A 21,019-nucleotide genomic window follows, 5' to 3' on the forward strand; every position below is an offset into this window, starting at 1 on the left:
GTCACGCCGTGAATGTAGCCGGTGTTCTCGTGCGCCGGTTGTCGCGAGAAACACCCCAGGCAGCCAGAACTCCGCCGATTGCGCCGAACAGGTGGCCTTCCCACGACACGCCGGGCTGGCCGGGCAGCACGCCCCACAGCGCGGCGCCGTACAGCATGAACACGCCGACGGCGATCACCAGCTGCAGCCACGAGCGCGCGAAGATCCCGCGCACCAGCAGGAACGCGAGGAAGCCGAACACCAGTCCGGACGCGCCGATGTGGCTGCCGGCGCTGCCGAGCACCCACACGCCCAGCGCGGACGACAACCAGATGACGGCGGTGACCTGGAAGAACTGCTTGAGACCGCCCGAGTTCGCGAGGAACCCCAGCAGCAGCAACGGAACCGCGTTGCCGGTGAGGTGGCTCCAGTCGCCGTGGATCAACGGCATCCACAGCAGGTTGTCCCACTCGCCGAAGTCACGCGGCCGCACGCCGTCGTCCTCCAGCGAGCCGCCGGTCGCCACGTCGAAGGCCTCGACGGCGTAGAGGAAGCCGACGAATCCCGCCACGACGAGCAACGACAGCACTGGATGCGGCGGTATTACCCGTTTCGCGAGCGCGGTGCGGTCCACGTCTCCAGCGTACGTGGCGACTAGGGTGGTTGGGTGTCGATCGAAGTAGCGGTGCGCGTGTCCGCCCAGCTCGGTGAGGGCCCGACGTGGGACCACAGCAGCTCCACGTTGCTGTGGGTGGACATCCTCGCCTCCGAGGTGCACCGGTACGCACCGGCGCGGGACGACGACGCGGTGCTCGTGGTGCCCCAGCACGTGGGCGCCGCCAAGCCCCGCGCGCAGGGTGGCATCGTCTGCAACCTGCGCGACGGCATCGCGCTGGTCGACCGCGACGGCGCCAAGAGCTGGCTCGTCTACTGGGCCCGTGAGGGCGTGCGCGGCAACGACGCGGGCATCGACCCGTCGGGGCGCCTGTGGGCCGGCACGATGCGCTACGACCAGGCCGCCGACGAGGGCTGGCTCGCCAGGATCACCGGCGACGGCTCCGCGAAGGTCATGGTGGACAAGGTGAACACGAGCAACGGCGTCGGCTGGAGCCCGGACGGCACGCTCATGTACTTCATCGACACGCCGACCCGCCGCATCGATGTCCTCGACTTCGACAACGCCACCGGCACCGTCGCGAACCGCCGCCCGCTCACCCACGTCGGCAACACCGACGGCTGGCCGGACGGGCTCACCGTGGACGCCGAGGGATGTGTGTGGGTCGCGCTGTGGGGTGGCCACGCCGTGCGCCGTTACACGCCGGCCGGTGATCTCGACCGCGAGATCGAGGTGCCCGTGGACAACCCGACCGCGTGCTGCTTCGGCGGCGCCGACTTCACCGACCTCTACGTGACGTCCGCGCGCGTGGGACTGTCCGACCAGGCGCTGATGGACAGGCAGCTCAACGGGTCCGTGCTCGTGCTGCCCGGCGTCGGCCAGGGTGTGCCGAGCGTCGCGTTCAACGGCTGAGGCGCGCTGCCGCAGGGGTCCCCCCGAGCCGGGAACCCCTGCGTCACAACTTGCGCGGCACCACCGACGAGATCGGCGGCTCGCTCACGCCCAGAGGTGGCCGTCGAGCTTGGCGGCCGCCTCGTCCAGGGTTCCGGCGTAGGCGCCGGTGGACAGGTACTTCCACCCCGCGTCGCAGACGATGAACACGATGTCCGCGGACTTCCCCGCGACCTGGGCCTTCTGCGCCACGGCCAGCGCGGCGTGCAGGATCGCGCCCGTCGAGATGCCGGCGAAGATGCCCTCGGTCTCGAGCAGCTGCCGGGTGCGGCGCAACGCGTCGTAGGACCCGACCGAGTACCGCCCGGTCAGCACCGACTCGTCGTACAGCTCCGGCACGAAGCCCTCGTCGAGGTTGCGCAGGCCGTAGACCAGCTCGCCGTACCGGGGTTCGGCGGCGATGATCTGCACGTCCGGCTTGGCCTCGCGCAGGTACCGCCCGACGCCGACGAGCGTGCCCGTCGTGCCGAGACCGGCGACGAAGTGCGTGATCTCCGGCAGGTCCTTCAGGATCTCCGGCCCCGTGCCGCGGAAGTGCGCCTCCGCGTTCGCCGGGTTCCCGTACTGGTAGAGCATCACCCAGTCCGGGTTCTGCTTGGCGATCTCCTTCGCCGTGGCGACGGCCTGGTTCGACCCGCCGGCGGCAGGCGAGAACACGATGCGCGCGCCGTACGCCTGCAGCAGCTGCTTGCGCTCGGTCGAGGTGTTCTCGGGCATCACGCACACCAGGCCGTAGCCCTTGAGCTTCGCGGCCATGGCGAGCGAGATGCCGGTGTTGCCGGACGTGGGCTCGAGGATCGTCGCGCCGGGACGCAGCACGCCGTCCCGCTCCGCCGCCTCGATCATGGCCAGCGCGGGCCGGTCCTTGATCGAGCCGGTCGGGTTGCGGTCCTCGAGCTTCGCCCAGAGGCGCACGTCCTGCGACGGCGACAGGCGTGGCAGGCCCACCAGCGGCGTCCCGCCGAGCGCGTCCAGGAGCGAGTCGTAACGGGCCATGGGGAGGATCAGCCGCCCGCGACGGCCGGGAGGATGGTGACGTTGTCGCCGTCCTTCACCTCGGCCGCGAGGCCACCGGAGAAGCGCACGTCCTCGTCGTTGACGTAGACGTTGACGAAGCGGTGCAGCGTGCCCTCCTTGACCAGGCGGGCCTTGAGGCCGCCGTGGTTGTTCTCCAGGTCGTCGATGACCTCGGCGAGCGTCGTACCGGCAGCGGACACCGACTTCTCGCCCCCGGTGTGGGTGCGCAGGATGGTCGGGATCGACACGGTGACTGCCATGGTGGTTCTACCTCCGGGAAACGGGTGCAACTCAGGATTCGACGATCTTGACCGGTTCCTCGGTCACGACACCGTCGACGATGCGGTACGACCGCAGCTCGTGCTCGATCGGGTCACGCGTGGAGACCAGCACGTAGTGCGCCTCCGGCTCGCCCGCGAACGAGATGTCGGTGCGGGACGGGTACGCCTCCGTGGCGGTGTGCGAGTGGTAGATGACCACCGGCACCTCGTCGTTCGCGTCCATCCCGCGCCACACCTTGAGCTGCTCGGCCGCGTCGAACCGGTAGAACGTGGGCGACCGCTCCGCGTTCTCCATCTCGATGAAGCGCTCAGGGCTGTCGGACCCGTACGGCCCGGCGATCACCCCGCACGCCTCGTCGGGATGGTCGCGGCGCGCGTGGGCCACCATCGCGTCCACCAGGTCACGGCGAATCACCAGCACGCGCTCAATCCTACGGGCTGACGAGAGTTGTCTCGGTATGCGAGATACCCGCGCTCCGGCGCTTGATTTAGCTCTGGCTTATATTAGCGGCAACTACTACAGTGACCGCCGTGCACGCGTTCGACGTACTCGCGGACCCGGTCCGCCGGCGGATCCTGGAACTGCTCGCCAGTGGTGAGCGGGCGGCGGGGGACGTCGGCGAGGTGGTCCAGGCCGAGTTCGGGATCACCCAGTCCGCCGTGTCGCAGCACCTGAAGGTGTTGCGCTCGTCCGGGTTCGTCGAGGTCAGGCCCCAGGGCACGCGACGGCTCTACGCCGTGGCGCCCGACCCGTTGCGGGAGATCGACGCCTGGCTCGACCACTTCCGGCGGTTCTGGGAACCGCACCTCGACGCGCTGGCGACCGAGCTGGCGCGCGGCAAGCGTGAGCGCAGACTGGAGGCAGAAGGTGACTGATCGCTCCTACGAGGACGGCAAGCTCGTCATCCGGCGGCACTACAAGGCAGAGCGCGAGGACGTCTGGGACGCCATCACCACGCCGGAACGCCTGGTCAGGTGGTTCCTGCCGATCAGCGGCGACCTGCGTCCCGGCGGCCGCTACCAGCTGGAGGGCAACGCGGGCGGCGAGGTCGTCCGCTGCGAGAGGCCCAGCGAGATCGGCCTGACCTGGGAGATGGGCGGCGGCGTCACCGAGGTCGTCGTGCGGCTCGAACCGGACGGCGACTCGACGGTGCTCACGCTGTCGCACTCCCCCGTGCCCGGTGAGCTCGTCCCGAACGCGTCTCCGACCATGTGGGGGCTCGGCGCCGGCTGGGAGATGGGCCTGCACGCGCTGGAGGACTTCCTCGCCGGAGACCTGCCGGAAGGCGCCGCGAAGGACTGGATCGCGACCGCGTCGCAGGAGGACCTGATGGCCGCGGGAGTGCGGGCGCAGCAGATCAGCGACGCGTGGACGGAGGTGCTGTCGTGAAGTTCACCAAGGAGGTCGTGCTCGACAGGCCGATCGAGACCGTCCGGGTGATCACGTCGGACCCGGCGCACCTGCACGGCTGGCAGCCGGACCTGGTCAGCATCACCCAGCACAGCGAGACGCCGGGCGCGCCCGGCGCCACCGCGACGCTGAGGTACCGCAAGTTCACGCTGGAGGAGACGGTGCTGTCCGCGACCGCCGACGAGCGGATCTCCCGCTACCGGACGACCGGGATGGTGCACACCATCACCAACCGCTACTCGGCGATCGACGACCGGCACACGCTGCTCGTGTGCGACAACGAGTTCGAGCTGTCCGGCCTGCTGAAGCTCGGCCGCAGGGTGCTCGAGAAGTCGCTGCGCGAGCAGGTCGAACGCAACGTCGAGAACTTCAAGGCGTTCATCGACGCCGGCTGAGCACCACCACGACGTAGAGGGCGAGCAACGCCACCCCGCGCCGTCGCTGGCCCTGGTCGAGCCCGCGCCACGCGGCCAGCTCCGCCCACGCCGCGAACGGGGTGGCGGCGACACCCAGCTTCATCAGCACCTTCCCCAGCCCAGGTGGCACCAGGAACGCCGCGGCGAACAGCCCGGCGGGCGCGACCACCGCCAGTTCCCTGCCGGGGATCTCCCGCGCCGCACCGGGCGGCGCCAGCTCGGACACGACACCTGCTGCCTGATCGATGACATCGGTCATGCCCGGTGTGTACCCACTCAGAGGTCGCGGAAAGCCGACACGCCGTTCAAAGACGTCGCCTCGCGCGTGCCGGACACCACGGCCTCGGCGAACATCTCCGCGGCGGCCGTGCACAACGCGTCCAACGCGAACGCGCGCGGCTCCGCGAGCGGCACGGCACCGGTGGCCAGGGCGAACACCGTGTCGCCGTCGAACATCGAGTGCGCGGGCCGCACGGCGCGGGCCAGGCCGTCCTGCGCGGCCATCGCGAGCCGCTGGCACTCCGCCTTGGACAGGTCCGCGTCCACCGCGACCACGCCGATGGTCGTGTTGAGACCCTCGGGCTTGGCGTCGGGCAACTCCACCGGCGTCGTCCCGAGCGAGGGCAGCCACGGCAGGCCGGACGTGCGGTCGACGACCTCACCGGAGGCGTTCACCACGGCGAGCGCGCCGATCCGGTGCGCGCCGACCGTGGCCGTGGCGGCGCCGACACCGCCCTTGAGCGAACCGACCCGCGCACCGGCGCCCGCGCCGACGCAGCCCAGCGCGAAGGACTCCGCTGCGGCCTCGCAGGCCGCGTGGCCGAACGAGGCGTCCGGCCGGTTGCCCCACTCCGACATGGGCAGGTCGAAGATCACCGCACCCGGCACGATCGGCACGACGTGGTGCGGCTGCGCGCCGACCCGGAAGCCGATCGACCGTTCCGACAGCCAGCGCATGACGCCGTCCGCGGCCGCGAGCCCGTAGGCCGAGCCACCGGACAGGCAGATCGCGTGCACCTGCTGGACCAGGTTCGCCGGGTCCAGCAGATCGGTCTCGCGGGTGCCGGGAGCGCCGCCCCGGCTGTCGACGGCACCGACGGCTCCGGCCGGCACCAGCACGACCGTCGTCCCCGTCGCCCAGCCCGGTTCGACCCGGTGGTGGTGGCCGACGAGGACGCCGGGGATCACGGCAGCATCGCTTCGACGAGCGTGTCCTGCACCCAGGTCAGCCAGTGGTAGACGCCGAGGTGCGGTGACCTCGGGTCCTCCGGCGGCAGTTCCTCCGGCATGTCCTCGGTGACGTCCAGCGCCGTCCCCAGGGCCAGACGCACGTCGTTGAGCGAGGACATCCAGGCCTCGGCTTCCGCGATGGTCAGCCGGAGTTCACCGCCGTCGGGCGAGCAGGTCCGCAGCACGGTCTCGGCCGCACCCGTCTTGTGGTCCAGGAGCTCCGGTTCGTGCAACGAGCGCAACGCCGCCGCCGAGTTGACCTCGTCCGGGTCGGGCGCGTCGTCGTCGAGGCGGTGGAAGTCGGGCAGCAGCCTGCCCAGGATCGGGTCGTCGGGAGCCTCGGACGACCCCGTCCTGATGCCTGTGAGCTCCGCCAGCTCGTCCTGGGGCGCCTCCTCGGCGCGCGCCAGCAGCATGTCCTGGATCTGGCTGACCAGACCGCGCACGACCGCGGCCTCCTGCCGATCCAGCCTGCCGACGACGACGTCGCCGTCGCGGATCCACCTCTTCACGAGGCCCGCTGCATGGTCGCCCAGAGCCCTGCCGCGTGGAGTTTCGCCACGTCGGCCTCCACCTTGTCCTTGGTCCCCGATGTCACGATCGCCTTGCCCTTGTGGTGCACGTCGAGCATCAGCTTGGTCGCATGGTCCCTGCTGAACCCGAACAGCTTCTGGAACACGTACGTCACGTAGGACATGAGGTTTACCGGGTCGTTCCAGACCACGGTCTGCCAGGGTCGGTCCTCGGCGGCGACTTCCTCACCGACGGCCTCCGGCTGCGTCCGTTCCTGTTCGACGGGCGTGGTCATACCGCCAATGGTGTCATGTTCGCCGCAGTGACGGAGACCGCGTGCGGGTAAACCGGATGCGACCTTAGGGTTGGTGACCATGAACTCGACGGCGTTGCTCACCGATCATTACGAGCTCACGATGCTCGCGGCCGCGCTGCGTGACGGCACTGGTGACCGTCCGTGCGTGTTCGAGCTGTTCGCGCGCAGGCTCCCGAACGAACGGCGCTACGGCGTGGTCGCCGGGACGAACAGGCTGCTCGACGCGATCGCGGACTTCCGCTTCGGCGAGGAGGAGATCGACCAGCTGCGCCGCAACGCCGTCGTCGACGATTCCACCTTGGAATGGCTCGCGAACTACCGCTTCACCGGCGAGATCGACGGCTACCCCGAGGGCGAGCTGTACTTCCCCGGTTCGCCGGTGCTGACGGTGCGCGCGTCGTTCGCCGAGGGCGTCGTGCTGGAGACGCTCGCGCTCTCGATCCTCAACCACGACAGCGCGATCGCGTCCGCCGCGGCCCGCATGGTGACCGCCGCGAACGGCCGCCGGATGATCGAGATGGGCTCGCGCCGCACGCACGAGGAAGCCGCCGTGGCGTGCGCCCGCGCGTCGTACCTGGCGGGCTTCACCGCGACGTCCAACCTGGAGGCAGGGCGCCGCCACGGCATCCCGACGGCCGGCACGTGCGCGCACGCGTTCACGTTGCTGCACGACACCGAGGAAGAGGCGTTCCGCAGCCAGGTCGAGGCCCTGGGAGCCGGGACGACGCTGCTGGTCGACACCTACGACATCACCGAGGGCATCAAGACAGCGGTCGCGGTCGCCGGGCCCGATCTCGGCGCGATCCGGATCGACTCGGGTGACCTGGGCGTGCTGGCCCGCCAGGCCCGCGACCAGCTCGACTCCCTGGGCGCCCGCAACACCCGCATCGTCGTGTCGGGTGACCTGGACGAGTACTCGATCGCGGCCCTGCGCGCCGAGCCCGTGGACGCGTACGGCGTCGGCACGTCGGTCGTGGTCGGGTCCGGCGCGCCGACCGCGGGCATGGTCTACAAGCTCGTCGAGGTCGACGGCAGGCACGTCGAGAAGCGCAGCACGTCCAAGACGTCGCGCGGCGGCTGGAAGAAGGCGTTGCGGCGGCACAAGGACACGGGCACGGCGCTGGAGGAGGTCGTGTTCCAGGCGTCCTCCGAGCCCGAGCTCGGCCCCCACGACCGGCTGGTGCAGATCCCGCTGATGCGGGGTGGGCAGGTCGCCGACGAGGTACCCACGCTGGAGCAGAGCCGCGAACGCCTGCGTGCGGCTCTGGTGAGCGTGCCGTGGGAGGGCCTCAAGCTCTCGCGCGGCGAGCCCGCGATCCCGACGATCTACCTGGAGAACTGACATGACCAAGGCACTGATCGTCGTCGACGTGCAGAACGACTTCTGCGAGGGCGGCTCGCTGGCCGTCGCCGGTGGTGCGGCCGTGGCCGCGGCCATCTCGCAGCACATCGTCACCTCGTCGTACGACCACGTCGTGGCGACCCGGGACTACCACGTGGATCCGGGTGCGCACTTCTCGCTGACGCCGGACTTCATCGACTCGTGGCCGGTGCACTGCGTGGCGGGCTCGCCCGGAGCGTCGTTCCACCCGGAACTGGACGTGTCGGGCATCGAGCAGGTCTTCTCGAAGGGCCGGTTCGCCGCCGCCTACTCGGGTTTCGAGGCGGAGAACGACCTCGCCGGCTGGCTGACGGAGAGGGGCGTGACCGAGGTGGACGTCGTGGGCATCGCGACCGACCACTGCGTCCGCGCCACGGCCCTCGACGCCCACCGCAACGGCTTCCGCACGCGGGTGCTCGTCGACCTGACGGCGGCGGTCGCCGCGACGACCCGCGACGCCGCCGTTGAGGAGCTGCTCGCCGCGGGTGTCGCTGTCGCCTAGTGGTGTGGCTCGGAAGGTTGCCGGGCGAATTCGCGGTCAGACGGGTGCATCGTGGTGCCGCCCCCACGTCCTCATACTGGACCGTATGGGGGCGTGGGGGCGGTGCCGCGAGGCGCCCTGCTGAGCGTGAATTCGCTCGCCAACGGGCCGGGTCACACCACTAAGGCGTCGGCGAGCAGGCCACCGTGCCGAGGGTGATGCTTCCCGTGTAGCCGGACGACGGTTCGAAGGTGAGCTTCAGCAGGGTCATGCTGAGGCTGCCGTCGTTCGGCACCGGGAACACCGTGTCGGTGAACTTGGCCTTGGCGAGCACGGTTCCGTTGCTCGCCTTGACGTCGTGCACGTAGCCGGGCGGGATCTGCGCCGGCAGCCCGGTCCAGCCGGACATGCCCTTGAGCTGCCAGCCTGCCGACGTGCCCTTCTCGTCGGCGTCGCAGTTGACCGACCACTCGGCGATCTTGAGCCGCGGTCCCTTGTTCCCGCCGGACAGCCCGGCGAGGACGGAGAGGTCGAAACCCGCGCCCTTCGCCACGGACTTCGTCCTGGTCAGGAACTCGTCCGGGTTCACCACCTCGGTCGTGCAGGTCGAGCTGGTCTCACCGATCTTGAGCCCCGTCCGGCTCACCGCCGGGCTGGAGCCGGTGACGGTGCCCGCCACGTCCGGGTTCACGTCGCACACCGCGAGCGGCGCCACCTTGAACGTCTGGTCCGCCTTCGCGAAGTCCGCGGACCCGGACGACGCGGTGCCGGGCGGGTTGGCCGCGAGCGCGGTGCCCGCGGTCGCGAACGTCAACGCGACCACAGCGCCGGCGATCGAACTCTTGCGCATTTTTCGCATTGCCTTTGTTCCCACCGCCCGATAATGGTTGTGATGGGCGGCGCTGATGAATGCCCAGCCCTTCATATCACCCGAACGTGTAGGCAATTACCTGGTTGAGTGACAGGCGTCTTCGTCAGCGAACGCCCACGAGCGTGGCGTACGGCTCGCGGCGCGGCAGGGCCGTCGGCAGGCCCGCCAGCCTCTCCAGGGCGGAGCACACCCGCACGGCGGCACGCCCGTCTCCGAACGGGTTGCGCCCCAGCGGAAGCCGCAGCCGGGAGCCGAGCACCCAGCCCGCCTCGGCGAGGATGCGGGTGGTGTCGGTGCCGACGAGCCAGGCGCACCCGGCGTCGACGGCGAGCATGCGTTCGGTGGTCTCGCGCAGCACCAGGACCGGCACGCCGAACGTCGGCGCCTCCTCCTGGATGCCGCCGGAGTCGGTCAGCACGAGGGCCGCCCGCTTCAGCACGCGCACGAGGTCCGGGTAGTCCAGCGGATCGGTGATGACGACGCGCTCGTGGCCGCCCAGCAGTGACACGACCTGTTCGCGCACACCGGGGTTCGGGTGCGCGGGGATCAGCACGTGCAGGTCGGGGTGGCGGTCGACGATGGCGCGCACGGCGTTGAGCACGCGCATCAGCGGGCGGCCCCACGACTCACGGCGGTGCACGGTGACGAGCATGAGGCGGCCACCGGTGGCGTCCAGGGTGCGTTCCAGGGCCACGAGGTCCGGGCTGGACGCGGGCAGGTCCGCGGCCGAGACGCGCTGCACGGCGTCCACGACCGTGTTGCCGGTGACGACGATGTGGCTGTCCGGCAACGACTCGGAGTTCAGCGCGTTCGCGGCGTCGTCGGTCGGCGCGAGGTGCAGCGAGGTGATGCGGGAGATCATCTGCCGGTTCCCCTCCTCGGGGAAGGGGCCGTACAGGTCACCGGTCCGCAGACCGGCTTCGAGGTGCGCCACGGGGATTCCGCGCCAGTACGAGGCCAGCCCCGCGGCCAGGGTCGTGGTGGTGTCGCCCTGCACGAGGGTGACCGCGGGGTCGCGCTCCTGCAGCAGGGCGTCGAACTCGGGCAACAGCCGGGAGACCAGCTCGGCCTGCGTCCCGGTGGTGCGGGGCACGTCCAGCCGCACGTCCGGAACCAGGTCGAACGCCGCGAGCGCCTGCTCGACCATGCCGGAGTGCTGTCCGCTGTGGACGATCGTGGGCCGCAGGCCGGGGTGCCCCTTCAGGGCGATCGCGACCGGGGCGATCTTCAGTGCTTCCGGCCGGGTGCCGGCTACCAGCAGAACCTCTTGTTTGCTCACCGTTGTCCTCGTCTCGGGGAGGGCGGGAGGTCCGCCTGGGGGCGGGGGGGGGGACCCCAGGCGGACCACTTCAGCCGGCTCGATTCGGTCTGGTCTGGACGGAGACCGCACGGCGCCGCTTCCGCGCCGAGTGCAGGAAGATCGCACCCGCGACGAGAAGGACGATTCCCGCGACGACCCACCAGGTCACGTCCGCGCCGGTGACCGCGAGGGCACCCACGCCCGTGCCGACACCTACGCCGGTACCGGGGACCTTGTACATCTGCCGCTCCTCGATCAGGCCGTGCCGAGCGACGCGCGACGGCGCAACGCCACGAAGGCGACCGGAGCGGAGACGACACCGAGCAGGCCGAGGCCGATCCACAGGCCCGCCCCCGACGCCATCGGGATGGGCAGGCCGGCGGGGCCGCACGTGGCCGACGAGATGATCACGTCGCCGGTGCCGATGGAGCCGAGCACGCCCTGCAGCAGCTTGATGTGGATCGCGTTCACGGTGAGGCTGCCGTCGTTGTTCTCGATCTGCTCGTTGAAGATCACTTCGGCGATCTTGATGCCCGCGAGCTGCACGTCGAGCTTCGTGTTCGCCGCCGGGTCGGCGTTGACCTGGCCGAGCTTGCCGAGGTTCACGCCCGCGAGCTTGGCCTTGCCGGCCAGGCCCTTCTGGGTGGCCGTGCACTCCGCCTCCACCAGTTCGGCGGAGATCTTGCCGGTGACCTTGGAGAGCAGGTCGACCCGGACGTCCGCGGTGCTCGCCCGCGAGTACACGCCGCCGGACTTCTCGTCCCGTGACGCGGAAGCGTTGATGAGACCCGTCTTCAGGATCCCGGTGAGGTCGACGCCTGCGAACGTGTTCTGGGTCGGGCCGTTCGCATTGGCTGCGGCGAACGGCTCCGCGTTGACCGCGGGGTTGCCGAGCAGCGTCACGTTGAGCTTCGCACCGTAGGCCGAGGCGTCCCCCGGAGCGGCGGAAGCGGGTGCGGCACCGACCAGGAGTGCGGCAATCGCGATGACTCCAGCCAGTCCCGTCATTCGGACACGCATGAATCTCCTTCCCTTGATTCCTCCGGCCCCAGGGCGCGCCGATACCGATGTGGTTTCACGCTTTCCGGGGGCAATTACCGGCATCGGCTTTCTTTCGAGGGAACTGAGGGTTACTCCCCGTATCGGGCGACACGACCACCCGACTCGCCCAATCGGCGCCACTCATCGTGGGACTTTTGATCAATTTCCGGTCACGGCGTCACCCGATCCGGGGGTGGAGGATGACGTTGCGTCTACCGATGGAACGTCAAGTAGCCCGTCTGGGCGCTCCCTCATCGGTTGAAAGGATCTTCGGGTGACGCTTGCCGTGCGCCGCACCGCATTCCCGAGCCGGGTGACGGTGGTCGCCCTCCTCGCCGTAGCGGCGGGACTCGTGTTCGCACATCGCCTGTACCGCACGGCGGAGATCTCGCTGTCCGGAGCGGTCCTGAGCGTCATCAGCTCCTACGGCGTGGAGGTGGTGCCCGACCGCCAGACCGTCTACTTCGGACTGGGCTCGGACACCCCGCTGGGCCTGCGGATGACACCGGAGTGCACGTCCGCGTTCCTGGTGCTGCCGCTGATCGTCGTCGGCGCGGTCATGATCGCGTTGCGCCCGCGCATCCAGAACCGCGTGCTGTTCGCGCTGGGGGTCGCCGCGCTCGCGGTCGTCGTCGTGAACCAGTTCCGCGTGCTGACGCTGGTGGGGCTGGTCGACTGGCTCGGCGTCGACACCGGGTACTACTGGGGTCACACGCTGCTCGGGTCGATGGTGAGCGTGTTCGGTGGCGCGGCCGCGTTGGTCGCGTTCGTCTGGCTGGCCACGCGGAAGTGAGCCTCGACCTCGTCCTCGGGTTCACGCAGGCGCTCGCCCTCACGATGAGCGTCGCCTTCGTGACGTACGTGTTCGTGATCGTGATCCCGTACCTGCGGCGCAAACCCGCGCCCGTCGGCGAGCCCTCGTCGCTGGAGTGGCACTTCTTCGTGCCGTGCCGCGACGAAGAAGCCGTCATCGGCGACACGATCCGGTACCTGCGCACGACGTTCCCCATCGCGCACGTGTGGGTCATCGACGACGACTCGGACGACCGCACCGCCGGGGTCGTGCGGACGTTGAAGCGCAACGGCGGTGTGCGGGACCCGCAGATCCACCTCGTGCAACGCCAGCGCCCGTACGCCCGCACGGGCAAGGGCAACGCGCTGAACGACGCCTACCGCACGTTGAAGATGTGGATGGGACGGCGCGCGGACGCCGACCGCGCGATCGTCGTGGTGGTCGACGCGGACGGGCGCCCGGCGCCGAACTGCCTCGAAGTCTGCGCGGCGCAACACCTCTTCGGCAATCCGCGGATCGGTGCCGTGCAGGTGGACGTGCGGATGATCAACGCGGGCCAGCGGCAGCCGGGGGTCTCTCGGTGGCGCAGGGCGTTCGGCGCCGGGCTCGTGCGGATGCAGGACCTGGAGTTCCGCACGGCCATCGCGGCGATCCAGATGTCCCGCGGCGCCACCGGCACGATCTCCATGGGCGGCAACGGTCAGTTCACCCGTCTGTCCGCTTTGGACTCCATCGCCGGGCCGACCGGGAGCCCGTGGCGCGGGTCGTTGCTGGAGGACTTCGAACTCGGCGTGCACCTGCTGACGGCGGGCTGGCACACGGGTTTCTCGTTGGACACGCACGTGAACCAGGAGGCGCTGTACTCGTTGCGGCGGTTCCTGGCGCAACGCACGCGGTGGGGCCAGGGCACCATGCAGTGCATGCGTTACCTGCGGCGCATCTGGGACTCCGACCACCTGACCACGCTGGGCGCGGCGGAGATGATGTACTACCTCGCGCAACCGTGGATGCAGTTGCTGGGCACGCTGATCTACCCGATCCCGATGGCGATGATGGCGTACCGGTTCGCGGTGTCGCCCGCCGAGGTCGTGGCGTGGTTCTTCGACGGCGCGTGGATCCTGTTCACCGTGTACGGCGCGTTCGGTTTGATGCCGTTCGTCCTGTGGGGACCGGTGTACCGCGCACGCTGCGAACCCGTCGGGTTCTGGAAGTCCGTTGCGTACGGGTTCGGCTACGCGCTGTACATCTACACCTTCTACATCACGTCGTGGCGAGCGCTGATCCGTTTGGTGCGCGGCAACAACGGCTGGACCAAAACGCGGCGCAACGAGGAGCGGGTGGCGGGCAAGGTCGCGCTGGACGTCTGACCGGCATGTGTGACCGGTCACTTTGTGGAGATCGAACAAAGACGTTCTCGAGTCCGCGTGGTTAACCTCGGTTCACTCGATTCCGCCTGGGAGGGAACCGTGACTCTCGCACTCGCGCCGCGTCGCACCGTGCTCGCCGACTTCGTGCCGGGCGCCCTGGCCCGCGACCTCATGCTCGTCGTCGCCGGTGCCGCCTTCACCGGTCTCGCCGCTCAGGTGGCGCTGCCGATCCCCGGCAGCCCGGTTCCGCTGACGGGCCAGACGTTCGCCGCCCTGCTCGTCGGCGCCTCGCTGGGCTGGCAGCGCGGAGCGACCTCGATGCTGCTGTACCTGATCGCCGGGGTCGCGGGCGTGCCGTGGTTCCAGGGCGGTTCGTCCGGTGTGCCGGTCTCGCTCGGCTACGTCGTCGGCTTCGTGTTCGCCGGTGCTCTCGTGGGTTACCTGGCCGGCCGCGGAGGCGACCGCACGCCGTTGCGGACGCTGGGCACGATGGCGCTGGGCAACCTGGCGATCTACTCGGTCGGCGTGCCGTGGCTGATGGCCATGACGGGGATGCCGCTCGGCAAGGCCCTGGCCGTGGGCGTGCTGCCGTTCCTGATCGGCGACGCGCTGAAGATCGCCCTCGCCGCCGGTGTGCTGCCGGGAGCCTGGGCACTCGTCCGCCGCCGGTAGCTTGGACCGGGTGGTCACACCTGGGGAGTACCTCTCGTTCTTGGATGCGCGCCTGCCCGGTCTCGTGGCGGGCGCGCACGTCTACGGGTCGCGTGTGCTCGACGACGTCGTGCACGACTCCGACCTGGACATCGTGATCGAGCTTTCCGCCGCCGCCGAAGTACCGCCCCTGGACGGCGCCGACGTCGCGGTCGTGCTCGCCGGTTCGCTGGCGAAGCCGGTCTTCGACGTGACGCCGTTGGCCGGTGAGATCACTCCCGTGCTGTGGCAACAGCTGCGGACCGTCGGTCAGACCGTGCGTGGTGTGCGGCCCACCTGCCCCGGCACTGCTGCTGACGTCGAGGCCTACTGCCGCGACAACCTCGTCAGCTACTGGAAGCTGGACTTCGACCGCCTCCGCGGGGCGCTGCCGTCCCTGGATCCGGAAGCGGCGATTCCGCGCGACACGCTGCTGTGGGCAGGCCTCGGCCCGGCCCGGCTGTGGCACACCGTCCGGACCGGCGAGATCGTCAGCAAGTCCCGCGCCGGCGAACTGGCCGCCGCCCGCTGGCCGGACCTGCCGATCTTGGACCTCGTGGCGTCCCGGCGCGGCGCGGACGTGCCACTGACCGTCGCACACGCCGCAGCCTCCCTAGAGCTGTTCGACCGGATCACGGCCGACGTAACGACGTGAGGTCCGCGGCCGAGAAATCCGCGTGACGACGCATACCCCCGAAGAGCTGGGCTGTCTGGCCGGCGGCCCGGCCCGCGCGACCGAGGTCGCCCTGGCGAGGCTGATCCAGTCCGGCCTGGTCAGGGTCTCGCGCGAGGGCGTGCTGAGCGCCGTCCACCTACCCGGCCGAGGCCCCGCCACCCCGCTGGAGGCGCAGGTCCTGGCCGGACTGCGCCACGGCCGCTACCTGAACGACGTCGTCCTCACCGCGTTCAGCTCGGCCGAGGCGGAAGGCCTGCGCGCCCACCTGATCAACCGCAGGCTGCTGCGCCGCCGCCGCTCCCTGCGCCCCCGCCTGTACCCGTGGCTGTTCCTGCTGGCACCCCTGCTCGTGGTGGCCGGAGTGCTCAACGCCGTGGCCCCGGAACTCCAGCGGGAGTTCGTGCCGCAGCTGCCCGAGTTCCCGTTCTGGTACTTCTTCGCGGCCGCGGCAGCGGTGTTCGTCTGGGCCTCGGTGCTGCGCGCCCGCGATCCCGGCCGCCTGCGCACCAGGGCGGGCTACGTCCTGCTGAAGCGCGCCAAGCGCCGGGTGAGCCCGCAGGACCCGGTCGGGGCGGTCGCCGTGCGGGGGCTGCGCGGGAGGATCGGCGGCGTCGCGGTCGCCGGGATGTTCGGGCTCAGCGCGGTCGTGGTCGAGACGCTGCCGCACCGCGATTCGTCGTCCAGCAGCAGCTGTGGCGGGGGTTGTTCGTCGAGTTCTTGCGGCAGCGATGGCGGTGGTGACGGCGGGAGCGGCTGCGGTGGTGGGTGCGGCGGCGGTGGCGGCGACTGAGCGGGTCTGACGGGAGGAAGAAGAAGGGGCACCACGTCGAACGCCCACTACATGACCGCCTACCAGCTCGCGCTCAAGGTCCACGAAGTCGATCCGGATCTCATCGTCGAGTTCGGCAAGAAGCTGGGCGATGCGGACGGCGCCAGGCGCGACAGCCTGGCTCGCTACCTCGCCAACCAGCCGTCCAGACGCATCAAGAAGTACGGCTCACATTTCCGCGTGGAAGACGCGTTCCCGTCCAACGAAGTTGCTCGGCAGCGTCAACCACCACGATGACCTGTCGCTCTTCCGGCTGCGCAAGGCGCCGGTTGACGGCGAGGTCTGACGGGACTGTCGGACCCTCCGGGTACGGTCTGTCCCGTGCCTGAAGTTCCCCCCACCCTGAGCCTGCTCGAAACCGCCGTCCACGCCGTGGGTGGCGCGGAGCGTCCTGGTCAGGTGGAGATGGCCGAGGCCGTCGACCACTCGATCCGCACGGGCGAGCACCTCGCGGTGCAGGCGGGCACGGGTACCGGCAAGTCGCTGGCGTACCTGGTGCCGTCGATCCGGCACGCGGTGGCCGAGGACGAGACGGTGGTGGTCTCGACGGCCACGATCGCGTTGCAGCGGCAGCTGGTGGACCGGGATCTGCCGCGGCTGTCCAAGGCGCTCAAGAAGGACCTGGGGCGTGAGCCCACGTTCGCGATCCTCAAGGGCCGCAGGAACTACCTGTGCATGCACCGCGTGCACAACGGCGCGCCGGACGAGCCGGAGGAGGACGCGCTGTTCGACCCGTTCGCGGTGTCGAAGCTCGGGCGCGAGGTGAAGCGGCTGCACGAGTGGTCGTCGGACACCGAGACCGGTGACCGGGACGAGCTCGTGCCCGGTGTCAGCGAACAGGCGTGGCGGCAGGTCAGCGTCACGGCTCGCGAGTGCCTCGGCGTGTCGAAGTGCCCGATCGGGTCCGACTGCTTCGCGGAGCGGGCGCGGGCCGAGGCGGGCAAGGCGGACGTGGTGGTCACGAACCACGCGATGCTCGCCATCGACGCGCTGGAGGGTTACCAGGTCCTGCCCGACCACGACGTCGTGGTGATCGACGAGGCGCACGACCTGGTCGACCGCATCACGTCGGTGGCCACGGAGGAGCTGAGCGGGGCGTCGGTCGGCATGGCGGCGCGCAGGTGCGGGCGGCTCATCGACCAGGACATCGCGGACCGGCTGGCCGAGGCGAGCGACGGGCTGGCGATGATCCTGGAGGACATGCCGTCCGGCCGGCTGGACGAACTGCCGCGGGCGCTCGCGGGTGCGCTGGCGGCCACCCGCGACGCGGCGCACAACTGCATGTCCGCCATGGGTTCGGAACGCAAGGAGGACCCGGACGCGGCGACGACGCGCAAGCTCGCGCTGGCGTTGCTGGAAGAGGTCCACGACTGCGCGGTGCGGGTGCTGGAGGCGTTCGACGAGGAACGCGACGTCGTGTGGGTGTCGGGCGACTTCAACCAGAAGGCGCCGTCCCTCAGGGTCGCGCCGCTCGGTGTCGGCGGCCTGCTCAGGGAGCGGCTGTTCGCCAAGCGCACCACCGTGCTGACGTCCGCGACGCTGACGCTCGGCGGCGCCTTCGACGCGATGGCGCGCCAATGGGGCCTGCCGCCGGCGGAGAAGGTCCGCAAGATCGAGGGCGCGGCGACCGACAAGGACATCGACGGTCCCAAGTGGAGCGGCCTCGACGTGGGCTCGCCGTTCCAGCACGGCAAGAGCGGAATCCTCTACGTGGCAAGGCATCTGCCGGCGCCGGGCCGCGACGGCCTGCCGCCGGAGTACCTCGACGAGATCGAGGGCCTGGTGAACGCGGCGGGCGGCCGCGCGCTCGGCCTGTTCTCCTCGACGCGGGCGGCCAAGGCCGCCACCGAGGCGCTGCGGGACAAGCTCGAGTACCCGATCCTGTGCCAGGGCGACGACGCGACGGGCCTGCTGGTCAAGAAGTTCTCCGAGGACGAGCGCACGTGCCTGTTCGGCACGCTGTCGCTGTGGCAGGGCGTCGACGTGCCGGGGCCCAGCCTCCAGCTCGTGATCATGGACCGCATCCCGTTCCCGCGCCCGGACGACCCGCTGGCCTCCGCCCGCCAGAAGGCGGTGAGCTCGCGAGGCGGCAACGGCTTCCTGACCGTCGCCGCCACGCACGCCGCCCTGCTGATGGCCCAGGGCGCCGGCAGGTTGCTGCGCTCGATGTCGGACAAGGGCGTGGTGGCCGTCCTCGACCCGCGCATCGCCACCGCCCGCTACGGCGGTTTCATCAGGGCCTCACTCCCCCCGTTCTGGACGACCTACGACCCGGAAGTGGTGCGCGGCGCCCTCAAGCGCCTGGACGAGGCTCAGACCCCTTGATCCGCTCGACCAGCTCGTCGCGGTAGGCCTGGACCTCCGGCAGTTCCGGTTCGGAACCGTCGGCACGCGCGAGCGCGCCTTCGAGGATCTTCAACCCCTGCCGCTCGTCCCCCTTGGCGTCCGCCAGCCGTGCCGCGTTCTCCATGGCTTTCGCGAGCTTGGTGCGCGCCTCGGGTTCCTGGGCGGCCTTGTTGATCCGGATCCAGTTGCCGCCCGGATCGACGACGGTGAACCCGGTGTACCGGTCGTTGCGCAGCCGCGGCCGGGTCATCCTCGGAATGCCGGAGATGAGCACCTTCCCGTGCACAGCGCGCATTCCCGCCGCGAACGCCTCGAACAGCGGACCGGTGTCCTCGACGATGACCACGCACGTGCTGTGCGACTGCTCGGGAACGTGCCCCTCCAGTCCGTAGAAGTGCAGGTTGATGCCTTCACGCTGCACGCAGACGTATGGGTTCGGGCGCGTCTGCCGGTAGGTGAGCGAGAAGCCGAGCATCTCGTAGAAGGCCGACATCTCGTCGATGTCGACGCAGGGCAGGAGCGGAATCGTCAGTTCGTTTGCCACCGCCCGAAGCTAAGCCCGGAACCGCCGAAACGACACGGAGCTATTTGCTCGTGCGAACACTGGATCAGCTGTGCAGGCCGAGCCGTTCCAGCAGCTCTTCGCGGAACTCCAGCGCCGAGGCCCGCTCCTCCTCCGAAGCGTGCACCTCCCGCGCCAGCGCCCCTTCGAGGATCTTCAGCGCCTGCCGCTCAGCCGCGTGCGACCCGGCCAGCGTCACCGCGTTGTTCAACGCCCGCGACAGCCCGTTGCGCCGGTTCTCCCGTTCGCGCACCGAGGGCACCACCCGGATCCAGTTGCCGCCGGGATCGACGAACAGGAACCCGTCCCGCCGGGGCCGCGTCATCCGCGGGATGCCCGTGACCAGCACCTGCCCGTACACGGCGCGCATTCCAGCCGCGAACGCGTCGTACAGCTCACGAGGGTCCTCGGCCTGGATCAGGCACGAGCTGTACGACTGCTCGGCCTGGTATCCGGGGATGCCGAAGAAGTGGAGGTTGATCTCCTCCCGCTGCACCGACAGGTACGCGTTCGGCCGGTACTGCCGGTACGTGACCGTGAACCCGAGCATCACGTAGAACTCGGCCACCTCGTCGATGGAGGCGCACGGCAGCAGCGGGATCGTCACCTCGTTGGCCACGTCGCCAAACTAGACCCGTAGATCAGCCGTCGACCAGCAATCCACGTAACGGTCCTTGCAGCCTTCCGGCACGGCGGGACACACCGGGCAACGACGTCACCCGCGCCGGACGTTCCAGGGCCGGGCGCCACATCGTGTCCACCACCTCGTGCACAGGACCGGACACGTCACCGTCCAGGCCGTCCAGGTGCTCCGCCCACAGCTTCAGCCGAGTCGCCCGCACGACCTCGGCGTCGTCGGTCACCACGTTGACCTCGGTGTCGTTGAACAACGAGTGCTCGTTCAGGTTCGCCGAGCCGACGGACATCCACTTGTCGTCCACAATGCACAGTTTGGCGTGCACGTAGACCGGCGCATCTCCGTGCGAGACAAGGGTTGCGGCGAGAACACGCTCACCGGGATCGGCGTCGAGCATCCGGCCGAGCTGTCCGCGGGTGGTGTCGGCGCCGTTGCTCGGCTTCTGCGGCAACACCAGCACCAGCCGGAAGTCCGGTGACGGCGGGTTCTTCAGCTTCTCCAGCAGCACCTCGGTGATCTCCGGCGACCACAGGAACTGGTTCTCCACGTACACGAACGACTCCGCCGCCCGCAGCGCCCGCAGGTACGAGTCGAGCAGGCTGAAGTCGCCGTGCGGCGAGAAGTCGTAGGTCTTCTCCGGAATCGTGCGGACGAGCTGCACCGACGACGACCCGGCCTCCGGCGGTACCTCGGGCGAGGGCAGGGTCTCCCCCGCGATCTCCAGCCAGCGCGCGGCGAAGTGCGAGGCCACCTCCGCGACGACCGGGCCCTCCAGCTTCGCGATGTGGTCGTGCCAGCCGAGGTCGCGCGGCGGGTGGTCCGGCGAGTCGTGGCGGTCGCCCTCCACCGCCGTCATGTCGAGGCCGCCGACGAACGCCACGTCGTCGATGATCACGATCTTCTCGTGGTGGCAGTGCAGGGTGCGTTCGCGCGCGTCGAGCTCGCAACGGACCGCTCCGCACTCCAGGAAGGCCTTCTGCGCCGCGGCGGCGCGCTTGCGCGTCGGTTCGAAGAACGGCACGGGCGGGCCCGCCCACAGCAGGACGCGCACCGGCACCCGTTCCGCTGCCGCCGACAGCAGTTCGCGCAACTGCGGCGCCCCCGGTTCCCGGGTCAGCTGGAAATCCGGTGACGCGTGCCAGTTCGCGATGTGGACGTACTTCTGCGCACCCTCGATCGCCTTGGCGATGACGGGGAACGCGTTGGCCCCGTCGACCAGGACCTCGATGTTGTTGCCGCGCTGCACGGGACGGCGCGGGGTGAACCATCCCGCGCCGTCGCCCTCGAGCACGTCGCCCCATCCCAGTTTCCGCAG

Annotated in this window: 28 protein-coding genes; 13 read left to right on the forward strand and 15 right to left on the reverse strand. The window is 70.0% G+C overall.

What is annotated here, in order from left to right; all coding sequences use genetic code 11:
* Position 1: 1 nt before the first annotated feature.
* Positions 2-613 carry a rhomboid family intramembrane serine protease gene (locus DFR72_RS28430; RefSeq protein ID WP_090068405.1) on the reverse strand — a complete coding sequence of 204 codons (612 nt, stop codon included), beginning with the start codon at positions 611-613 and terminating at the stop codon, positions 2-4.
* A 33-nt stretch (positions 614-646) separates the two neighbouring features.
* Here DFR72_RS28430 and DFR72_RS28435 point away from each other — a divergent pair, with 33 nt between their 5' ends.
* Positions 647-1,507: an SMP-30/gluconolactonase/LRE family protein gene (locus DFR72_RS28435; protein ID WP_090068403.1), complete on the forward strand. Its 861-nt coding sequence runs from the start codon at positions 647-649 to the stop codon at positions 1,505-1,507.
* Between the two features lie 84 nt (positions 1,508-1,591).
* On the opposite strand, the gene DFR72_RS28440 is transcribed toward DFR72_RS28435, so the two are convergent.
* Genes DFR72_RS28440 through DFR72_RS28450 form a run of 3 tightly spaced genes read right to left on the reverse strand, consistent with a single transcriptional unit; the run spans position 1,592 to position 3,265 of the window.
* Positions 1,592-2,542: a PLP-dependent cysteine synthase family protein gene (locus DFR72_RS28440; RefSeq protein WP_090068402.1), complete on the reverse strand. Its 951-nt coding sequence runs from the start codon at positions 2,540-2,542 to the stop codon at positions 1,592-1,594.
* Between the two features lie 8 nt (positions 2,543-2,550).
* Complete coding sequence (locus DFR72_RS28445; RefSeq protein WP_030479225.1) at positions 2,551-2,823, reverse strand: MoaD/ThiS family protein; 273 nt, start codon at positions 2,821-2,823, stop codon at positions 2,551-2,553.
* A 31-nt stretch (positions 2,824-2,854) separates the two neighbouring features.
* Positions 2,855-3,265: a M67 family metallopeptidase gene (locus tag DFR72_RS28450; RefSeq protein WP_030479226.1), complete on the reverse strand. Its 411-nt coding sequence runs from the start codon at positions 3,263-3,265 to the stop codon at positions 2,855-2,857.
* A 110-nt stretch (positions 3,266-3,375) separates the two neighbouring features.
* Between DFR72_RS28450 and DFR72_RS28455 the strand changes: the two genes are divergently transcribed.
* From DFR72_RS28455 to DFR72_RS28465, 3 genes are read left to right on the forward strand one after another with little or no spacing between them, the layout of a single operon-like run.
* Positions 3,376-3,720: an ArsR/SmtB family transcription factor gene (locus DFR72_RS28455; RefSeq protein ID WP_090068634.1), complete on the forward strand. Its 345-nt coding sequence runs from the start codon at positions 3,376-3,378 to the stop codon at positions 3,718-3,720.
* Entirely contained in the window at positions 3,713-4,234 is a 522-nt protein-coding gene (locus DFR72_RS28460) for an SRPBCC family protein (protein ID WP_245983592.1), read from the forward strand. The genes DFR72_RS28455 and DFR72_RS28460 overlap by 8 nt, the downstream gene beginning before the upstream one ends.
* Positions 4,231-4,650 (forward strand): SRPBCC family protein, encoded by a 420-nt coding sequence (locus tag DFR72_RS28465; RefSeq protein WP_170176424.1) that lies wholly within the window; start codon positions 4,231-4,233, stop codon positions 4,648-4,650. Before DFR72_RS28460 ends, DFR72_RS28465 begins: the two co-directional genes overlap by 4 nt.
* Here DFR72_RS28465 and DFR72_RS28470 read toward each other — a convergent pair.
* Genes DFR72_RS28470 through clpS form a run of 4 tightly spaced genes read right to left on the reverse strand, consistent with a single transcriptional unit; the run spans position 4,634 to position 6,709 of the window.
* Positions 4,634-4,930, reverse strand: coding sequence for a hypothetical protein (locus DFR72_RS28470; RefSeq protein ID WP_090068396.1), 297 nt, complete (start codon positions 4,928-4,930; stop codon positions 4,634-4,636). The two genes, DFR72_RS28465 and DFR72_RS28470, sit on opposite strands and share 17 nt — an antisense overlap.
* 17 nt (positions 4,931-4,947) lie before the next feature.
* Positions 4,948-5,859 carry a P1 family peptidase gene (locus DFR72_RS28475; RefSeq protein ID WP_090068394.1) on the reverse strand — a complete coding sequence of 304 codons (912 nt, stop codon included), beginning with the start codon at positions 5,857-5,859 and terminating at the stop codon, positions 4,948-4,950.
* The gene (locus DFR72_RS28480; RefSeq protein ID WP_177224604.1) at positions 5,856-6,413 is read right to left on the reverse strand and encodes a DUF2017 domain-containing protein; all 558 of its coding nucleotides are present in this window, start codon (positions 6,411-6,413) and stop codon (positions 5,856-5,858) included. The genes DFR72_RS28475 and DFR72_RS28480 overlap by 4 nt, the downstream gene beginning before the upstream one ends.
* Positions 6,410-6,709, reverse strand: a complete 300-nt coding sequence (clpS, locus tag DFR72_RS28485) for an ATP-dependent Clp protease adapter ClpS (RefSeq protein WP_030479230.1) — start codon at positions 6,707-6,709, stop codon at positions 6,410-6,412. The genes DFR72_RS28480 and clpS overlap by 4 nt, the downstream gene beginning before the upstream one ends.
* Positions 6,710-6,788: 79 nt before the next feature.
* Here clpS and DFR72_RS28490 point away from each other — a divergent pair, with 79 nt between their 5' ends.
* Both DFR72_RS28490 and DFR72_RS28495 read left to right on the forward strand, forming a co-directional pair.
* On the forward strand, positions 6,789-8,072 hold the full coding sequence (locus DFR72_RS28490) for a nicotinate phosphoribosyltransferase (protein ID WP_090068391.1): 1,284 nt from the start codon (positions 6,789-6,791) through the stop codon (positions 8,070-8,072).
* Position 8,073: 1 nt separating this feature from the next.
* Positions 8,074-8,613, forward strand: coding sequence for an isochorismatase family protein (locus DFR72_RS28495; RefSeq protein WP_090068389.1), 540 nt, complete (start codon positions 8,074-8,076; stop codon positions 8,611-8,613).
* 160 nt (positions 8,614-8,773) lie between these two features.
* Here DFR72_RS28495 and DFR72_RS28500 read toward each other — a convergent pair whose 3' ends face one another.
* The 4 genes from DFR72_RS28500 to DFR72_RS28515 form a co-directional block, all read right to left on the reverse strand.
* Positions 8,774-9,442, reverse strand: coding sequence for a hypothetical protein (locus DFR72_RS28500; RefSeq protein WP_090068387.1), 669 nt, complete (start codon positions 9,440-9,442; stop codon positions 8,774-8,776).
* Positions 9,443-9,566: 124 nt separating this feature from the next.
* Entirely contained in the window at positions 9,567-10,742 is a 1,176-nt protein-coding gene (wecB, locus tag DFR72_RS28505; protein ID WP_090068385.1) for a non-hydrolyzing UDP-N-acetylglucosamine 2-epimerase, read from the reverse strand.
* Positions 10,743-10,812: 70 nt separating this feature from the next.
* Positions 10,813-11,004: an LPXTG cell wall anchor domain-containing protein gene (locus tag DFR72_RS28510; RefSeq protein WP_090068383.1), complete on the reverse strand. Its 192-nt coding sequence runs from the start codon at positions 11,002-11,004 to the stop codon at positions 10,813-10,815.
* 14 nt (positions 11,005-11,018) lie between these two features.
* Positions 11,019-11,783, reverse strand: a complete 765-nt coding sequence (locus DFR72_RS28515; RefSeq protein WP_090068381.1) for a choice-of-anchor protein CoaP — start codon at positions 11,781-11,783, stop codon at positions 11,019-11,021.
* A gap of 295 nt (positions 11,784-12,078) precedes the next feature.
* Here DFR72_RS28515 and xrtP point away from each other — a divergent pair, with 295 nt between their 5' ends.
* From xrtP to DFR72_RS28550, 7 genes are all read left to right on the forward strand, one after another.
* The gene (gene xrtP / locus DFR72_RS28520) at positions 12,079-12,597 is read left to right on the forward strand and encodes an exosortase P (RefSeq protein WP_245983593.1); all 519 of its coding nucleotides are present in this window, start codon (positions 12,079-12,081) and stop codon (positions 12,595-12,597) included.
* Positions 12,594-13,964, forward strand: coding sequence for a glycosyltransferase family protein (locus DFR72_RS28525; protein ID WP_484169575.1), 1,371 nt, complete (start codon positions 12,594-12,596; stop codon positions 13,962-13,964). Before xrtP ends, DFR72_RS28525 begins: the two co-directional genes overlap by 4 nt.
* Positions 13,965-14,135: 171 nt before the next feature.
* Positions 14,136-14,636: a biotin transporter BioY gene (locus tag DFR72_RS28530; protein ID WP_090068628.1), complete on the forward strand. Its 501-nt coding sequence runs from the start codon at positions 14,136-14,138 to the stop codon at positions 14,634-14,636.
* 10 nt (positions 14,637-14,646) lie between these two features.
* Complete coding sequence (locus DFR72_RS28535; protein WP_143086830.1) at positions 14,647-15,309, forward strand: hypothetical protein; 663 nt, start codon at positions 14,647-14,649, stop codon at positions 15,307-15,309.
* Positions 15,310-15,331: 22 nt separating this feature from the next.
* Complete coding sequence (locus DFR72_RS28540; RefSeq protein ID WP_170176425.1) at positions 15,332-16,120, forward strand: TIGR04222 domain-containing membrane protein; 789 nt, start codon at positions 15,332-15,334, stop codon at positions 16,118-16,120.
* A 51-nt stretch (positions 16,121-16,171) separates the two neighbouring features.
* Positions 16,172-16,396 (forward strand): hypothetical protein, encoded by a 225-nt coding sequence (locus DFR72_RS28545; RefSeq protein WP_090068375.1) that lies wholly within the window; start codon positions 16,172-16,174, stop codon positions 16,394-16,396.
* An 84-nt stretch (positions 16,397-16,480) separates the two neighbouring features.
* Positions 16,481-18,484, forward strand: coding sequence for an ATP-dependent DNA helicase (locus DFR72_RS28550; RefSeq protein ID WP_245983594.1), 2,004 nt, complete (start codon positions 16,481-16,483; stop codon positions 18,482-18,484).
* Here DFR72_RS28550 and DFR72_RS28555 read toward each other — a convergent pair.
* The 3 genes from DFR72_RS28555 to DFR72_RS28565 all read right to left on the reverse strand — a co-directional run bounded on the left by DFR72_RS28555 (position 18,453) and on the right by DFR72_RS28565 (position 20,995).
* Entirely contained in the window at positions 18,453-19,049 is a 597-nt protein-coding gene (locus DFR72_RS28555) for a VOC family protein (protein WP_090068372.1), read from the reverse strand. The genes DFR72_RS28550 and DFR72_RS28555 overlap by 32 nt on opposite strands.
* 64 nt (positions 19,050-19,113) lie before the next feature.
* Entirely contained in the window at positions 19,114-19,686 is a 573-nt protein-coding gene (locus DFR72_RS28560; RefSeq protein ID WP_090068370.1) for a VOC family protein, read from the reverse strand.
* 22 nt (positions 19,687-19,708) lie between these two features.
* The gene (locus tag DFR72_RS28565) at positions 19,709-20,995 is read right to left on the reverse strand and encodes a phospholipase D-like domain-containing protein (RefSeq protein WP_245983595.1); all 1,287 of its coding nucleotides are present in this window, start codon (positions 20,993-20,995) and stop codon (positions 19,709-19,711) included.
* Positions 20,996-21,019 lie beyond the last annotated feature (24 nt).

Origin of the sequence: Lentzea flaviverrucosa (assembly GCF_003350445.1) — a bacterium.
Lineage (GTDB): Bacteria > Actinomycetota > Actinomycetes > Mycobacteriales > Pseudonocardiaceae > Lentzea > Lentzea californiensis.

Bases quoted from the DNA above. Each gene is read 5' to 3' on its own strand.
- DFR72_RS28440 (WP_090068402.1), bottom strand. From the start codon at position 2,542: ATGGCCCGTTACGACTCGCTCCTGGACGCGCTCGGCGGGACGCCGCTG.
- DFR72_RS28445 (WP_030479225.1), bottom strand. From the start codon at position 2,823: ATGGCAGTCACCGTGTCGATCCCGACCATCCTGCGCACCCACACCGGG.
- DFR72_RS28470 (WP_090068396.1), bottom strand. From the start codon at position 4,930: ATGACCGATGTCATCGATCAGGCAGCAGGTGTCGTGTCCGAGCTGGCG.
- clpS (WP_030479230.1), bottom strand. From the start codon at position 6,709: ATGACCACGCCCGTCGAACAGGAACGGACGCAGCCGGAGGCCGTCGGT.
- DFR72_RS28490 (WP_090068391.1), top strand. From the start codon at position 6,789: ATGAACTCGACGGCGTTGCTCACCGATCATTACGAGCTCACGATGCTC.
- DFR72_RS28495 (WP_090068389.1), top strand. From the start codon at position 8,074: ATGACCAAGGCACTGATCGTCGTCGACGTGCAGAACGACTTCTGCGAG.
- DFR72_RS28500 (WP_090068387.1), bottom strand. From the start codon at position 9,442: ATGCGCAAGAGTTCGATCGCCGGCGCTGTGGTCGCGTTGACGTTCGCG.
- DFR72_RS28510 (WP_090068383.1), bottom strand. From the start codon at position 11,004: ATGTACAAGGTCCCCGGTACCGGCGTAGGTGTCGGCACGGGCGTGGGT.
- DFR72_RS28515 (WP_090068381.1), bottom strand. From the start codon at position 11,783: ATGCGTGTCCGAATGACGGGACTGGCTGGAGTCATCGCGATTGCCGCA.
- DFR72_RS28530 (WP_090068628.1), top strand. From the start codon at position 14,136: ATGCTCGTCGTCGCCGGTGCCGCCTTCACCGGTCTCGCCGCTCAGGTG.
- DFR72_RS28545 (WP_090068375.1), top strand. From the start codon at position 16,172: ATGACCGCCTACCAGCTCGCGCTCAAGGTCCACGAAGTCGATCCGGAT.